The following is a 15,642-nucleotide window of genomic DNA, read 5'->3' on the forward strand; positions in this document are numbered from 1 at the left end:
GTCCGAATTTGGCCGAAGCGAGTGGAGGATTCGGAGCGTGATACTTCGTGGCGCGGGACCGTCACCCACGTCGACACCGGCCGGCGCCTCCATCTGAAACGCCTAGTGGAGGTTCCCGAATTCATCGCTCCCTACATCGTTGAGGCCGGGGGCACGCTCGATTGGCGAAGTTGGCTCCTTCTCCGGGTCGCAGCGCCCCGAGCGGGGCGAGGACGTACTCCCGGGGCCCCGAGAGATAAATGAGTACAGACTCTTCCCTGCCCGATGGGGGAAAGCTTCGGGGTGGCGGGGGATAGCCTTCTGACTCCAGACCTGCTTATATGGCACTTGTATGGCATCATTTCGAGCGATCGAGACCATTAGTGACGTGCTCATTGACCTGTTGAGGGTGAGCCACGAGCGCCTCAATGAGGGGGAAAACGGCGGTTTGCACAGGAGCCTCGATTTTAAGGTATACCAGGGGAAAGACTTTCGGTCGGAGGGCGGGGATGGGGTCTCAACCGGCGTATCGCTCTTCCTCTACCGCACAGTCGTGAATGGGACCAGCCGCACGCCGTCCGGGCGACGCCTCCCCAGCGGCGAGACCCAGCGGTCAAAACTTCCGCTCGACCTTCATTATCTCCTGACCGTCTGGGCAGACTCTGCCTCGACGCAGCATCAAATTGCGGGCTGGGTGATGCGTACCCTCGAGACCACCCCGATTCTTCCGAAAGGGGTGCTCAACAACGTAAACCCCGAAGTTTTCCGGGCCGATGAAACCGTCGAGATCATCCTCAACGATCTGAGCAACGAGGACCTCTTTCGCATCTGGGATGTCCTCGGGGAGCCGTATCGTCTCTCGATTCCCTACCTCGTTCGCAACGTTCGGATTGAGTCGGAAGAGACGGTTCCCGGTGAAGGGGTTGTCGAGCGTCGCATCGTCGACGTGTTTCAGCATGAGAACGGAAACACGAAGACCACTGGGAGCGGCTAAACCCGGCCGATGCCCTCTAGAAAATTGCGTCTTCGCCGCGCATTCCTTCACGTTCGATCGATCCCCATGCGGTTTGAGACCATCTCCATTCGATCGATGCTCGGGCTTCGCTTCCGAGACGCTACCACGGAGCGGCCCGTGACCAATGGTCTCCGGGTGACTGTGCGTCGGAAAAATGGCGCTGGGCGCCCGACGCGGGCCGTGCGCACGGTGTCTGGGGCGTATGTGGCTCAGGGCCTAGCCGGACTTCGTCCGCACGAGCGGTCATCTGAGAGGGTTCCCGAAGAAGCCGTTCCCTACGTCGTGGAGGTCCGAGACCCACGCGGACGGTTCGTGCCGGTGCTGTTGGAGGTCGAGCTCCCATACCCCCCCGAGCAGAAGCACGGAGGGCTCTATCCCGTCGCCGATCCACCATCCGAAGAGCAGGTCGAAGGCAATGGGACGCCTGAGCCCACGGTATACCTTTTCAGCACGATCCAGCGTCCGGTTGCGTCTGGGCAAGCCGTCCTCTACGCCGACCTGGTGGTGGAGGGGCAGAACGACGAGCTGCAGCCGGCCGCCCATGCCGTGATGGAGGTCCGTCACGCCCCGAATGCCGACGGATCGGGGGGGGCTGCAGACGGAGATCCGAACAGGAAGGAGGTGTGGTATGGCATTGCCGACGCCGAGGGCCGCGTGGCGGTTCAGTTCCCGGTGCCTCTTGTTCAACTTGCAGGGTCTTCGAACGGGGCGGAGGGAGGGCTTTCAACGCTCTCAGATCGCACTTGGCAGCTCGACGTCGGAATTCGCTACGAGCCCTCCGCGCTTCGGACGTCTCTCCAGGCTAGCCGCCCCCCGTTAACGAAAATTTTTGGGCAGTTCCCTGGGGTCCTCTATAAAACGCCGGACGGTGAGGGACGCGACACGCTGACCCCTACGCTGTCCTACGCCGAGCCGCTTACTCTCAGCACCGGTGACCGCTCCGTACTCCGAATCGGGCCGTCCAGCGCCGACCCGTAGCCCCATTCTGGCGCTTGGCGGTGGTCCCTGATCTCGCTGAATTCGGCAACACATGACTCGCATCACTTCACCTAACTCCTGAAAAACCGTGCCCGAATATCTAGCCCCAGGCGTCTACGTCGAAGAAACGAGCTTCCGCCCCAAAACCATCGAAGGGGTGAGCACCAGCACCGCGGGTTTCGTCGGTCCCGCCCGGTCTGGGCCGACCTCCGGCGAGCCGCGGCTGCTGACGAGCTTTGCCGACTTCCAGCGCATCTACGGCGGACTGGAGGATCTAAAATTCGACGGGAAGCAGCCGCGAACGAACTACCTCGCCTATGCGGTGCGCGCTTTCTTCGAGGAAGGCGGTCAGCGCTGCTACGTCGCCCGCGTGTTCGACGCGATCAGTGAATCGGACGACGGCGTGGCCTCGAAGACAGTAGACGATGTCACATTCTCTGCTCGCTATCCCGGCTCCGCCAGCGAGATGCGCGTCATCGTTCGAGGCATCGCAGCTGGCAACGCCAATCGCGGTGGCAGGCTGACCGGTGTGAGCGTCGGCGATACGGTGCTCGTCAATCCCGGAAACGGAACGACGCTCGCTGGCAAAAACCGCGGCCGGGCTTTTTGGGACTACGCCGTCGACGATGCGTCCGGGGGCCGGGCGCTGAAAGGTGGCGGCAAGACGGTGAAGGAGTCGGAGCTGGCACCCGGCGACGAGGTGTATCCGTTCCGCGTGCGCGTCTTAGTGCAGCGGCCGCAGAAGCAACCGGGCGGCGGCGTCGAGTACGATCCGGAAGAGCAGGTTGGCGAGTACACGCTGCGCCCAGACTCCTCGAATCCCCTCATCAACGGTCTGAAGGAGGACAACCCGTCCGGCAATCCGGTGATGACGCCGGTTGCCATGAAAGAGGTCACCGACGGCGGCGATCCGGTGACGACGGGCACCGCCTATGCGGAAGCGTTGTTCGATACGTCCAAGAGCGACTTCACTGAAGCGGTGGAGATCCCAGTCGTAGTGGACCTGAGCGACGAGGCCGAGGAGTACGAAATTGAGCTCTCGACCGGCAGTAACGTGAAGCTTCTGGACCAGGTCCGACTGTCAGGGACCCTCACCCCTGCCTCGGCCAGCGTTTCGGTGGACACCTCGTCCAGTCCGATGACGGTTACAATGAGTGGAGCAGTGACCGCGAGTGGAGAGGGAACCCTGCTCTACCTGCGAGCCCAAATGACAGCACCAGGGGAGACCTCCATCAGCATCGACGGAATGTCGATCACGCCGAAAGGAGGTTCGCAGACGAGTTTTTCTGGTTATGAGTCTATCGCTTTCCCCTCCATCGGGCCGGGAGATGTGCTCCCCTTCCGGCATCCTCTCAATGACGGTAACGACGGCCAGGAGCCGATGTCTTACGTCACGACCGGTGCCGGATCGGGACCACCGGACGATCCGGAAGGCTTCGACGCGCTCGAGGACCTCGAAAACGTCTCGATCGTCGCCGCACCGGGGTACACTGAAATCAGCAACGAGTCCGCCAAGTTGGCCGTGCAGGGTCAGCTGATTGATCATTGCGCGGACATGAAGTACCGGATTGCTGTCCTCGACACGCCGAAGGACAGTACGGTCAAGGAGGCCCGCGACTGGCGCGGAAACATCGACTCGACGTACGCGGCGATGTATCATCCGTGGATTACGATCTTCGATCCGCTGACCCGTTCGGAGCTAAACGTGCCCCCGAGTGGACACGTGGCCGGTATCTACGCGCGGAACGACATCGAGAACGGGGTGCACAAAGCCCCAGCCAACGAGGTCGTTCGCTCGGCGGTGGGCTTCGAGAAACGGCTCAACAAGGCCCAACAGGACGTCCTCAACCCTGAGGGCGTCAACTGCTTCCGCTTCTTTGAGGGCCGCGGCAATCGCCTGTGGGGTGCTCGCATGGCGACGTCGGACAACGAGTACAAATACGTCAACATCCGCCGGTACCTCGCCTACCTCGAGCGCTCGATCGACCAGGGCACGCAGGTCTTCGTCTTCGAGAACAACGGGACGGACCTGTGGCGCAACGTACGGCGCACCATCGGCAGCTTTCTCAAGAACGAATGGCGCTCGGACCGTCTCATGGGCACGACGCCCGAGCAGGCCTACTTCGTGAAGTGCGACCGCTCGACGATGACGCAGAACGACATCGACAACGGCCGCCTGATCTGCGAGATCGGCGTCGCCCTCTTCCGTCCGGCCGAGTTCGTGATCTTCCGCATCGGCCAGAAGGTGCTGAGCGACACCGGCTGATCAAGTTCGGAATGTGGAGTTCGGAATGCAGAGTTCTCGGGATGGTGCTTCGCTCCGTCCCCACTCAATCCGTCAACACTCATTGATTCGTCTCCCACGCTATGCCAGAACGTGAGCGGCCCTACAGTCAGTTCAACTTTCGCGTCAAGATCGGAGGGAACGATGGGACCTCCGTGGCGGCCGGCTTCCAGGAGGTGAGCGGCCTCGGGGTGGAGCAGACCGCCACCGAGTACCGCAACGGCAACGAGAAGGAAAACCGCCCCCGCAAGATCAACACGACGTACTCGGTGCCCGACGTAACGCTCAGCCGGGGGGTCATCAAAGCCAGCAACCTCTGGGACTGGATGAACAAGGTCCAGAATGGCAAGCAGGCGGAGAGCCTCGAGGACGTCGTCATCGAGCTCCGCGACGAGAGTGGCGAAAACGTCGCCGTATCGTGGCAGCTGACCAACGCGCGACCCCTCAGCTACAGCGGTCCTACCCTCAGTGGCGCCGGGACCGAGGTGGCCGTGGAGGAACTCGTGCTCGCCTGCGAAGACATCGACATGGAGTTCGAATAACGCGCTTGGGGACCGGGAATTCGACATTCAACACTCAGAATTCGGAACTGCCTCGATGCCTCGTCGCCCCGGCATCACATTCGAGACGGTGACGCCGTCGCCGCCCGACACGCTCCCACGCATGGACATCGCGGCCTTCGTGGGCTTTGCGACCCGCGGCCCGATCGACGTCCCGGTGCCGGTGGAAGATGTCGACCGGTTTCGGGACGTGTTTGGGCCGCCGCTGGAGCTGGTGCGGGACCCGGAGACCGGCCGCACGAAAACGGCCCACCTCCGCCGCGCCGTCGAGGCGTTTTTCCGAAATGGGGGGCGCCGGTGTTGGATCGTGCGCGTCGCCCAGCCCGCCGATGAGGCGGCCGCTACGGGAGCTGTGGGACGGACGTCGTTTGGCCTGCCGGGGCTCGTGTCGGCCGAAACGGGACGGCCCTCTACTGTGCGGGCGCGGTGCTACGGCGCCACCTTCGATGAGATGCGCGTGGGGACGATGCTTCGTCGCCGCGTGCTACCGGATCCCTCGGTGGCGGAACGCGCCGGAGACGACGCCCCGGCGGGAGCCCTAACTCTCTCGTGGGACCCCCATCACCGCGATCCGTGGGAGGAGGACCAACTGACCGGAGGTGACCTCCTACGCATCGTCGTGAAGGGCGGGCACGTTGTATACGCGCCCGCTGCTGAGCAAACTCATATCGGCCCCCAAGCGACCCCGGGGTCTTCGGGTGGTGTTTTAGAGATCCAGGCCGCTCCGACCTATCTGTTTGCTGCGGCCCAAGACCCCCTGTCACGAGAGCCGGCGGACAGAGTCACTGGTGTCGATCTCGGAGCACAATCACTGGACGAAAGGTTTAATACCCACCCGCTTCCTGAGGTCGAGAGTGTCGAGCGGCTCCTCTTCGATCTTTTGGTCTGGGAAGAACAGGGATTGCAGACCCGGCTTGACCACCTCGGGTTCGTGACGTCGCATCCACGGGCGTGGACGGATCTGCCTGTCGACGACGATCTATTCGAAGTGCAAGAAGGAGAGGCCGTCGCCCCCGAGCCCGGCACCCTCCGGGACAACGTCTTCGACCCCCGCTTCCCACTGGCAGGTCCGGCGTCGCCCGAACCCGGACCATTCATTCCGCTCGGCATGGCCGACCGACCCGATCCGGATCGGACTCGTGGACGCATTCCTCAAATGCCGGAGCGTGCGCGTCTGGAGAAGGAGCGGCTGTCCACCTTTTCGACCGACGTATTCGTCGATGGTACGTTCGATGGGGAGGGCACCGACGACGGTCTGGCGGGCACGTCCACCGCCAATCTCGGCGAGAAGGCCGATACCAAGATTCATATCGGCCAGAATCCGGCCTCTGGCCTGCACAGCCTGTGGCCGATCCGTGAAGCAACCCTCCTCGCCATCCCTGACGCTGTCCACCGCGGATGGGACGAGCTGCAAACGGTGACGCCGGACTCTCTTCCTCCGCCCTCGGACCTGGAAATGGAGGTCGACCGCGCCGTTACTCCCCCGCGCATCCGCCTGTCATGGACAGTCGACCGGCTGGGGGACGAAGGCGTAGAGGTGGAACTGCAGGAGGCCCGCGAGCCCACCTTTGAGGAGTCGGTGGTGCGGTATCGGGGCACCGAAGCCTCGGTCGATCGGTACGTCCACACTGACGATCCCGTCCCGCTCTTCTTTCGCTATCGCGTCGTCACTGCCGGCCAGTCCGGGCCGTGGTCGAACACCCGCCACGCCACCCTTCCGACGCCAGACTTTGATTCGTGTGCGGACCGCCCCGAAGTGCCAGACATATCGCTTCACGAGCCGGACAGTGGCGATGGCGGTTGCTGGTTGCGCTGGGCTCCCGTGGAGCATTCTGCGGAGACTAGGGCGGGGGATATTGACTTGAACACTGCGGGTCCTGAACAGCTCGATAAGCTTCTGTACGTCGGCGAGTGGACGGCGAGGCGCATCATCGAGTACCGCGACGGGCGGGACGAGCCCATCACGAATCCCCTCCAGTTGACGGCGGTGCGGGGGCTGACACAGCAGCGCATCCGCACCTGGCGAGGACAGGTCGAGCCTCCTCTCCCGCCCCATCCCTGGTACGAGATCCAGATCGATACCACTCCAACATTCGGGTCCCCTGAGGCTGTGGTGGGATGTGCCAGGGGGGATTGCGACGAGGAGGATGTGCCTTTTCCGATGTCCACCGCCCCGCCCGGCATGGATCACGACCCGGACAGTCCGGCCCTCCTATGGCATGGACTTGAGCGCGGGGCCTCGGTGCCGGCCGTTCGGTACGTCCGGATGCGGGCGTTCCGTCCGGGCGCTTTGGAGATGCATTCGAGCAGTTGGTCCAAGACGATCCGGGTTGTTCAGTCCATCGAACAGGGAACGCCCTGTATTTCGAAGGAGGAGTACGACAATCCGCAGCAGACCACGCCGGGAGACGGCCGCGAGGGTCTACTCGACGTGCACCGAGCAATGCTCCGATTCGGGGCGGCTCGGGGCGATGTGCTCTCCGTGCTTGCCCTCCCCGAACAGGATCAGCCCGACGACGCTCGTCGTCACGCGAATCGCCTCCGGACACCGGGGGCCGTGCTGAACTACGACGAGAAGCGGACGCTCAGCTACGGCGCACTCTACTACCCGTGGCTCTTAGGACCGGCGGACGACGGCGGGCGAATCACGCCCATGCCGCCGGATGGGGCCGCCTGCGGAATGATCGCGGACCGGACCCTGCGCGACGGGGCCTGGATGGCCCCTGCCAACCAAGCGCTCGCGGCCGTGCGGACGGTGGTTCCGCCGCTCTCTTCGGACGAGCGAGCCGACCTGGAGATTTCTCCGATCAACACCTTCACCGAAACGCCGGACGGGGTTCTCACCCTCGGCACCGCCACCCTGGCGCGCGATCCCGACCTCCAGCCGATCACGGCGCGGCGCCTGTTGATTCTCGTCCGCCGGCTTGCCCAGCGCGAGGGCCCGGCGCTCGTCTTCGAGAACAATACCCCGCTCCTCCGCCGCCGCATCGCCGAACAGTTCGACGACGTGCTACGGCGCCTCTTTGACCGGGGCGCATTCGCCGGGGCGAGGCCCTCGGACGGGTACCGCGTCGTGGTCGACGAGAGCGTCAACCCGCCCCGGCAAGTCGAACGGGGGCGCCTCGTGGTCGAGCTTCGAGTGGCCCCGGCACGCCCGCTGAAATTTTTGACCGTGCGCCTCGTGCAGCGCAGCGGCCAGCAGCCGGCAGTCAGCGAACCGGGCACTGTGGTGGCCGGCTGACGTGCGCCGCTGTTGGTCCGCATCTCCGAATTCTTGCATTCGAACCCTGTCCATCCTTGTCCCTTCCGATGCCCGAACACGACTCCGTTACGGCCCGGCCGTTCACCACGTTCAACTTCCGTGTGCGCATCGAGTTGGGGGGCGAGCCCTTGTGCAACGCCGCCTTTTCCGCGTGTAACGGCCTGGAGATGACGATGGAACCGGAAACGCACCGTGAGGGCGGCAACAACGTCACCGAATACAAGATGATCGGCCCGGTCACCTATGGACAGGTAACCCTCAGGCGCGGCATGACGGAGACGTATGACCTCTGGGGCTGGTTTGACCAGATCAGTCAGCCAACAAACTACCGCACTCGGGCGCGGACCGTAGTCGAAATGCTGCCCTCCGAGGGAAACGGCGACCAATCACCCGCCGACGTCCGCTTTACATTGCACAAATGCTTACCGGTGAAGCTGAGCGCCCCGGATCTCAATGCCAGTGAGGGAGGGGTCGCTATTGAAGAGATGCAGCTCACTTACGAGCGCCTCGACGTCGAAATTCCGGAGGCTTCCTCCAACGGCCCCGCCGGGCCAATTTCTAGGTCGAACGGATAATCTCCTGCTCGTGCCTTTTCCTCAGAAGCTCTCAGACTCACACACAAGCCCATGCCGGACGAACAGCACCCAGGCTCTCGGGCCCAACTCAAAGAGTTGAACGCGGAGGGGGACGTGAAAGAGAAGGGGCTACGCGTGGAGGCGCAGTTTAATCCCAAGACCCTTGAGGTGCGCTACAGGAACCAGATTTCGGGTACTGATCAGAAAGAAAACACCGGCTCGCAGTACGGCGGGAAAGGAAAAACCTCGATGAGCGTCACTCTCTTTTTCGATGTCACGCGCCCCACCAACCAGGCCTCTGCCTCAAAGGACGTTCGTGAACGAACGAAGGAGGTCTATGAATTCATGCAGGTGAAGGGGGGCGGAGGAGGCAACCGGAGGGGATCGAGTGACGGAGAGGACGTTCCGCCAAACGTGCGGTTCGTGTGGGGGTCGTTCTTCTTTGATGGGGTGGTCGATTCGATGAGCGAGAGCCTAGAATTTTTCGACCCGAAGGGACGGCCCCTCCGGGCCACCGTATCGATTTCACTTTCCAAACAGGAGGTTCGGTTCGAACCCGAAGACATAAAAGGAAAAAAACCGAGCGGCCCGGGAGTGCAGGGAAATATCGAAGCGGGAGAAAAGGGCCCGGAAGAGCGTCCCGACGGCGCCGAAAACACGAACGCGACATCTGTCCAGCAGGCTGCCGCCAAACAGGGCGAACAGCGCAACTGGAAAGAGATCGCCGCGGAGAGCGGCGTCGAAAATCCCCGTGCCATCCATAATCCAGATGCCCTCGAGAGTTGATGCTGTGTAGTTCAATCCTGCTATAATCCTCGAATCGGATTCGCCAGTCCACCATGAGTGTTGTAATCAATGACTTTGAAGTCATCCCTGACGATTCCGCTGGGGACGAGACCACCGAGAATGGAGAGCCTGCGTCGGAATCTTCCCCGAAGCCCGTCTTCCTCCGTGCCATCGACGTAACTGAGATCGTCGAGCGCAAGGAGCGACGAAAGCGCCGCCTCCGGGCCCATTGACTAGGACGACGTGTGAGCTGAGACGTCCAAGCCCCACTCTGAATTCTGAACTCCGCCTTCCCATGCCAGATGCTGGAGTCAAGACGGGAGTCGTTTCGGCGCGGCCCACTTTCGCCGTGGATGGGGAGGTACGGGAGAACCTGAGGGAGGACCTGCTCGCGATGCGCGTCGAGGAGACGACCGACGGGCTATACGACTGTGAGGCAACCTTTGCCAACTGGGGGCCGGTCGGGCGCAACGAGATGGGGTTCGTCCACTTCGACCGTGACACCTTCGACTTCGGGACGGAGCTCACGATCGACGCCTTCGCCGGGAGCGAGAGAAAGACAGTGTTCGAGGGGCGCGTGACGGCCCTGGAGTCGCAGGTGCCCGGCACCGAGGCGCCGTCCCTCGTTGTGCTGGCGGAAGACCGCCTGCAGGACCTTCGCATGACGCGCCGCACCCGCACCTTCGAGGATGTCTCCGACAAAGATGTCGCAAGGCAAATTGCCCGCGATCACAGTCTGCAGACGGATGTCGACGTCGACGGGCCCACGCACAACGTCCTCGCGCAGGTCAACCAGAGCGACCTTGCCTTCCTGCGCGACCGGGCCCGCGCCATCGACGCGGAGGTATGGATCGAGGGCAAGACGCTGCGGATGCAGGAGCGCTCCCGCCGGGACGCCGGCGACCTGACGCTCACGTACGGGGAGGGGCTGCGGTCCGTGAATGTGCGGGCTGACCTCGCGCATCAGCAGACGGACTTCACGGTGAGTGGGTGGGATGTGCAGGCCAAGGAGTCGATCGAGGAAACCGCCGATAAGGGTGTCCTTCAGGGAGAGCTCAACGGAGGCCGCAGCGGGGCCGATACACTCAAGGAGGCGCTGGGGGGCCGTACGCAGCAGATGGTACACACGACGCCGCTCACGACCGACGAGGCCCGGGCTATCGCCAAAGCGTCGTTTCGGCAACACGCCCGACGCTTCGTCGAGGCCCGAGGCGTGGCGGAGGGGGACGGGCGCCTTCGGGTTGGGGCCCAGGTGAAGCTGGTCGGTGTAGGGGAGCGGTTTGAGGGGGGACGGTATACCCTCACGGAAGTCCGTCACACCTTCAATCCCGAAGATGGGTACCGCACCCATTTCACGGCTCAGCGCCCGTACCTGGGGCAATAGACGCCATATACGGGACGATGTCTCTCCAATCCTCTCACATGAGACTGCAGACTGCGATGAGCGAGACCCACGACCAGAAAATTGACCGGCGGCTTTCGGACGGCTTCGGCGGCCACTTTTACGGCGTGTATCCGGCCGTCGTGACGGACATCGTCGATCCGGACGGGCAGGGCCGAGTGCGCGTGGAGCTCCCGTGGTCGCCGGACTCGGAAGACGACTCGTACGAGGCGTGGGCCCGGCTCGCCACGATGATGGCCGGGCCGGATCGCGGCAGCTGGTTTGTGCCGGACGAGGACGACGAGGTGCTCGTCACCTTCGAAGCCGGCGATCCGCGCCGCCCCTACGTCGTGGGGGCCCTCTGGAACGGACAGGACGACCCGCCGGAGCAGATGGACAGCGCTGGCCGCAACAACAAGAAGGTCCTCCGCTCCCGCAACGGCGTCCAGATTACCCTCGACGACAGCGATGGCCAGGAAACCCTCAAGCTGGAGACGCCCGGTGGGCAGGTAGTGACGCTTGAAGACGGCCCCGGCGTCATCGAGGCACGCGACAGCAACGGAAACTCCGTCACGATGGAGTCCAGCGGCATCACTGTGAATTCCAGTTCGAAGGTCACGATCAACACCGGCGCGTCGGTCGAGGTCAACGCCAGCACCGTCACCGTCAACGCGGGGATGTCGACGTTCAGCGGCGTCGTGCAGGCCAGCACCGTCATCACCAACAGCGTCGTCAGCTCCAGCTACACGCCAGGGGCCGGCAACATCTGGTAAGACGGCCCCACTTCCTTTCTGCTCATTCCCCTCCACGCCATGTCCCACGACATCCGATGGTACAGCCCGGCCCCGCTCTGGCCGAAGCGGTTGCAGAACGGAACTGGTGATCGTCTGCAGAGGCCGGAGCTTCTGCAGTTCAAGCAGGACGACTTCATGGCGGAATTGCAGACGACGCTCGAAAATACGCCGAACGCTCTCGATGAGAAGCGGGCCGAAGGCGAGACGTATCTCGGCCAAAACGGGTCCACCGAGTCGGTGGAGGGGCCGATCCCGCTCTACCAGCCGGCCCACGAGCGCTACTACCTCGTCGCCGCCAGCCTGGTGTGCCGCGAGCGGGGCCTGCCGGACCGGGCCGTCGACACGGCGAACGAGGAGAAGGCTGCCTTTGTCCTGCGCCGCCTCGTGCCGGACGTGTCCGGGTCGGTCGACGTCGACGGAGAGCCGTACGCCGAGTATGGCTGGGTGAAGACGCCGGCGAAGAAGAACGGCTCGTCCGGTGGCTCGGCGCAGAACGGTTCGGGGAAGAACGGCGCGGCAAAGGCAAATGGCAAGACGGGCGAGTGGCGCCGAGCCGACAATCCGATCGACGTGCTGGAGCATGAAGAGCGTCTGTCCATGTTTCCGCAGAGCTATGCGCCGCAGACGCCGGTGGAGCAGATGAAAAGGAAGCGCCGCCTTTGGGCAGGCCTGATTCCGGTTGCAAAGCGCGAGACATACGAAACGGCGCCCGTTCAGCACACGAGTGGGGAGGACGACTCGCCTCCGGTCCCGAACGACCGGAACGCCGAATCCAAGTACGCGCTCGATGACCCGCGAAAAACGAAATTCGAGACGCGGGTCATCCAGGCCTTCAAGGGAATCCGTGATCAGCTGAAAAAATCGCCATCGGACGTCTCTGCCACGGACGTGCGGGATCCGCTGCTCTTCGCGTGGCTCGACCTCTGGCAGTTCCTCGACGCGCACCTTCCGGAGGTCGCCTCGGTAATCAAAGAGCCTACGGAGCAAGGCCGGTTCGGAACGGGACAGACCAGCGTCTTCGACACACTTCAGGCGGCCGGCGCGATCGATCTCCTCCGCGCCGTTGCCGAGCACGAAGGCGACATTGAAGGGGGGGACCTCAACGCAGTCTTCCTGCCGCATTTTTCGGTTGGAGGGAAGCAATACAACCGATCGGAACTGATCGAGGACCTGAACACAATTCTGGTCCCGAATACCGCCGATGAAAAACTGTCAGAGGAACGACCGAAGCTCCAAAAACAGGTTAGTAGCGCACTTGAGGGGGCGGATGGAGACAATGAAACGTCGGGGAAGTCTGATGATTTGCGCCCACCTTCCACCGAGCCCGTCGAGGGAGGCATATACGTCGTGCGCTGCGTCTACGAGCGGCCGAACTGTCCGGCGCCGCTCCGGCGGGAGGTGAGTGAGCCGTCTCGTGCATTCCGTCTCGCCTCATTCTTCGACGCCCAGGCCCCTCCGCGGGACATCAATATTACCCTGCCGGGAGCGAGCGTGCAGGACTTCCGTGATTCCTCCCAGAGCGTCACCATGCGTTTTGGGGAAGAGCTCCGCAAACAGGCGCAGCGCGTACAGGACCTTTCGATCAAGGCGATCGACAATGGCAACGTAGGATCGGCGCCCAAGGTGAACATCGGCATGATCTGTTCGCTCTCTATTCCGATCATTACCATCTGCGCGCTCATTCTGCTGCTGGTGATCGTGCTCGCCCTGAACGTCGTGTTTTGGTGGCTCCCCTTCTTCAAGATCTGTTTCCCCCTCCCGTCGAGCGACTCGTGAGAGTTTGTGTTCTCGGGCCACTAAGCAAATTCCCGGTGCCAAGCCGAACTTCATTCGCCCATTCTCCTTCTCCTGCGCACCCATTCCTCAACCCCCATGAGCCGCGGCATTGCCTTTCCGCCTCGCATTGGCCCCGACGGCCGGGTCGCCTGGTCGTCCGGCGCGCAGAACGTGCGCGAGTCGATCCAAATCATCCTCCAGACGAACCTGCAGGAGCGCATCATGCGCCCGAACTTCGGCGGGGGGCTGGAGCCGTTCCTGTACGAGTCGAACACCCTCGCCACGCGCACCCAGATTGAAGAGCACACGCGGCGTGCCCTCGCCCGCTGGGAGCCGCGCGCCGCCGTCGATGAGGTGAGTGCCGAGGCAGTGCCCGACGAGCCGAGCGCCGTCGAACTCACCATCGCCTATACGGTCCGTGACACCGACACCCGCGAGCAGGTGCGCCTCACCGTCGACCTCGGTGGTTGATTTTGGAGACGGTTGAATACACTCCACACTCCGCATTCCGAACCCTGAATCCCGCACTCCCCCCATGTCCCTCCCGGAGCCGACCATTGACGACCGCGACTACGAGGAAATCCTCGATGAGGCCCTGTCGCGGATACCGGCCCACAACCCGGACTGGACGAACTTCAACGAGAGCGATCCGGGCGTTACCATGCTCCAGGTCGTCTCGTTCGTGGTCGAGAGCATGCTGTACCGGGCCAACCGCGTGCCGGAGCGCAACCGGCTCAAGTTCCTAAAGCTCCTGGGCGTGGAGCGACAGCCGGCCACGGTCGCTGAGGGACTCATCCAGTTCAGTCGGCCCCGAGGCCCGGCGGAGGCGGAGACCGTCCCGAGCGAAACAGAGGTCCGTGCCGGACAGGTCCCGTTCCGGACGACAAACGCCGTGGAGGTGCTCCCGATCGAGGGACGCGTCTACTACAAAAAAAAGAGGGAGACATCAGACGTGGCACCCGGCACCGAGGCCCACTACCGGGAGCTCTCCTCCGATTTTCCCGAAGATCCTTCCTTCTACGAAACCGCTGCTCTCTCGTCGCCCTCGCCCGGCGCGCCCCTGCCCGTGGTCGACCTCGACACCGATACGCCAGACCGCGATCAATCGCTCTGGCTGGCGCTGCTTGCGCGTCCCGGCGACAACCCCGCAGACGTCCGTGCGGTGTTGGGAGGGGCGACCCTCTCGCTGGCCGTGGTCCCGTCGCTGAAAGACGCCGACCGTGTGCTTCCGCCGAAGGGAGAGTCGGACAAGAGCCGTCAAGGACGACTTCGCTTTTCGGTGCCGCGGCCCGACAGCGACACGGCGCGGTACCGCCCGCTGGAGGTGCGGGCCGAACAGAATCTGCTTGTCGAGCCCGGGGTGGCCCACCTGACCCTTCCTGGAGAAGACAATCTCACGACCTGGACGGACCTGGAGCCGACCGAAGCCGGGACCGGGGCATATCCGCCGTCGCTCGAGGACACAAACGTGAAGGGCCGCCTCATCACCTGGATCCGCATCCAGCCGGAGTCCGCCGCCGGAACCGAGAAGAGTTCGCTTCCCTCCAGCTTCAGCCACGTCGGCGTGAACGGGGCCTACGTGGAGCAGCGCGCCCGCACCCGGAACGAGTTTTTGGGCAAGGGCACCGGCGATCCCGACCAGGAGGCGCAGCTTGCCAACACGCCCGTTCTTCCCGAGAGCCTGGAGGTGACCGTCGGCGGAGAGCAGTGGTCACGGATCGACGACCTCATGGCGGCCCCCCCGGAGGTCCCGAGGGGAAACCCCCGGCGCGCACCGGGACAGGGAACCGCACGGGACGGAGATCCACGGGTGTTTACGCTCGACCGCATGTCCGGCACAATCAAATTCGGCGATGGCCTGCGCGGGGCGCGTCCTCCCTCGGCCGCCGTCATTCAGGCCGACTACGACTACGGCGGGGGCAAGCAGGGCGTCGTGGGCATCGGCGCCATTCAGAAAGGCCCGAACCTGCCGTCCGGCGTAAAGGTCAAGAATCCGATTCGGACCTGGGGCGGGGCCCCGAAGGAACCGGCCGAAGAAGCCGAGCGCCGCATCGCCGAGTACCTGAAGCGGCGCAATCGCCTCGTGGCCACCGACGACTTCGAGGCCATTGCCCGCCGCACCCCTGGGGTCCAGATGGGTCGGGTGGAGGTGCTCCCGCTGTATCACCCCGGGTCTGAAGGAGCGGACGTACGGGCCGAGGGGGTGGTGACTGTGCTCGTCATCCCGGCCTCCGACCCGAACCGCCCGGACG

The 15,642-nt window shown here is 63.7% G+C and carries 13 protein-coding genes; all 13 read left to right on the top strand.

The features are described from left to right. Window positions 1–331 precede the first annotated feature (331 nt). On the top strand, window positions 332–973 hold the full coding sequence (locus tag V5A20_RS04475) for a DUF4255 domain-containing protein (RefSeq protein WP_332315446.1): 642 nt from the start codon (window positions 332–334) through the stop codon (window positions 971–973). A gap of 66 nt (window positions 974–1,039) precedes the next feature. After that, on the top strand, window positions 1,040–1,972 hold the full coding sequence (locus tag V5A20_RS04480; protein WP_332315445.1) for a hypothetical protein: 933 nt from the start codon (window positions 1,040–1,042) through the stop codon (window positions 1,970–1,972). 88 nt (window positions 1,973–2,060) lie between these two features. After that, entirely contained in the window at window positions 2,061–4,238 is a 2,178-nt protein-coding gene (locus V5A20_RS04485; RefSeq protein WP_332326804.1) for a phage tail sheath subtilisin-like domain-containing protein, read from the top strand. Between the two features lie 101 nt (window positions 4,239–4,339). Beyond that, the gene (locus V5A20_RS04490; protein ID WP_332326805.1) at window positions 4,340–4,798 is read left to right on the top strand and encodes a phage tail protein; all 459 of its coding nucleotides are present in this window, start codon (window positions 4,340–4,342) and stop codon (window positions 4,796–4,798) included. 55 nt (window positions 4,799–4,853) lie between these two features. Next, window positions 4,854–8,057: a helix-hairpin-helix domain-containing protein gene (locus tag V5A20_RS04495; protein WP_332326806.1), complete on the top strand. Its 3,204-nt coding sequence runs from the start codon at window positions 4,854–4,856 to the stop codon at window positions 8,055–8,057. Window positions 8,058–8,125: 68 nt separating this feature from the next. Continuing rightward, complete coding sequence (locus tag V5A20_RS04500) at window positions 8,126–8,653, top strand: phage tail protein (protein ID WP_332316384.1); 528 nt, start codon at window positions 8,126–8,128, stop codon at window positions 8,651–8,653. Window positions 8,654–8,704: 51 nt separating this feature from the next. Further along, window positions 8,705–9,439, top strand: coding sequence for a CIS tube protein (locus tag V5A20_RS04505; RefSeq protein WP_332326807.1), 735 nt, complete (start codon window positions 8,705–8,707; stop codon window positions 9,437–9,439). 53 nt (window positions 9,440–9,492) lie between these two features. Continuing rightward, window positions 9,493–9,672, top strand: a complete 180-nt coding sequence (locus tag V5A20_RS04510) for a hypothetical protein (protein WP_332316382.1) — start codon at window positions 9,493–9,495, stop codon at window positions 9,670–9,672. A 62-nt stretch (window positions 9,673–9,734) separates the two neighbouring features. Continuing rightward, complete coding sequence (locus tag V5A20_RS04515; protein ID WP_332316381.1) at window positions 9,735–10,823, top strand: phage late control D family protein; 1,089 nt, start codon at window positions 9,735–9,737, stop codon at window positions 10,821–10,823. 56 nt (window positions 10,824–10,879) lie between these two features. After that, complete coding sequence (locus V5A20_RS04520; RefSeq protein WP_332326808.1) at window positions 10,880–11,593, top strand: phage baseplate assembly protein V; 714 nt, start codon at window positions 10,880–10,882, stop codon at window positions 11,591–11,593. Between the two features lie 39 nt (window positions 11,594–11,632). After that, window positions 11,633–13,390 carry a hypothetical protein gene (locus tag V5A20_RS04525; protein WP_332316379.1) on the top strand — a complete coding sequence of 586 codons (1,758 nt, stop codon included), beginning with the start codon at window positions 11,633–11,635 and terminating at the stop codon, window positions 13,388–13,390. Window positions 13,391–13,486: 96 nt separating this feature from the next. Continuing rightward, on the top strand, window positions 13,487–13,861 hold the full coding sequence (locus V5A20_RS04530; protein WP_332316378.1) for a GPW/gp25 family protein: 375 nt from the start codon (window positions 13,487–13,489) through the stop codon (window positions 13,859–13,861). Between the two features lie 64 nt (window positions 13,862–13,925). Beyond that, a partial coding sequence (locus V5A20_RS04535) for a putative baseplate assembly protein (RefSeq protein WP_332326809.1) occupies window positions 13,926–15,642 on the top strand: 1,717 nt, incomplete at its 3' end.

The organism is Salinibacter sp., assembly GCF_036626415.1.
In the GTDB taxonomy this organism is placed as follows: Bacteria; Bacteroidota; Rhodothermia; order Rhodothermales; family Salinibacteraceae; genus Salinibacter.

What these genes read in the sequence shown, in the direction of transcription:
- V5A20_RS04475 (WP_332315446.1), top strand. Translation starts at nt 332, where the DNA reads ATGGCATCATTTCGAGCGATCGAGACCATTAGTGACGTGCTCATTGAC.
- V5A20_RS04480 (WP_332315445.1), top strand. Translation starts at nt 1,040, where the DNA reads ATGCGGTTTGAGACCATCTCCATTCGATCGATGCTCGGGCTTCGCTTC.
- V5A20_RS04490 (WP_332326805.1), top strand. Translation starts at nt 4,340, where the DNA reads ATGCCAGAACGTGAGCGGCCCTACAGTCAGTTCAACTTTCGCGTCAAG.
- V5A20_RS04495 (WP_332326806.1), top strand. Translation starts at nt 4,854, where the DNA reads ATGCCTCGTCGCCCCGGCATCACATTCGAGACGGTGACGCCGTCGCCG.
- V5A20_RS04500 (WP_332316384.1), top strand. Translation starts at nt 8,126, where the DNA reads ATGCCCGAACACGACTCCGTTACGGCCCGGCCGTTCACCACGTTCAAC.
- V5A20_RS04505 (WP_332326807.1), top strand. Translation starts at nt 8,705, where the DNA reads ATGCCGGACGAACAGCACCCAGGCTCTCGGGCCCAACTCAAAGAGTTG.
- V5A20_RS04510 (WP_332316382.1), top strand. Translation starts at nt 9,493, where the DNA reads ATGAGTGTTGTAATCAATGACTTTGAAGTCATCCCTGACGATTCCGCT.
- V5A20_RS04515 (WP_332316381.1), top strand. Translation starts at nt 9,735, where the DNA reads ATGCCAGATGCTGGAGTCAAGACGGGAGTCGTTTCGGCGCGGCCCACT.
- V5A20_RS04520 (WP_332326808.1), top strand. Translation starts at nt 10,880, where the DNA reads ATGAGCGAGACCCACGACCAGAAAATTGACCGGCGGCTTTCGGACGGC.
- V5A20_RS04525 (WP_332316379.1), top strand. Translation starts at nt 11,633, where the DNA reads ATGTCCCACGACATCCGATGGTACAGCCCGGCCCCGCTCTGGCCGAAG.
- V5A20_RS04530 (WP_332316378.1), top strand. Translation starts at nt 13,487, where the DNA reads ATGAGCCGCGGCATTGCCTTTCCGCCTCGCATTGGCCCCGACGGCCGG.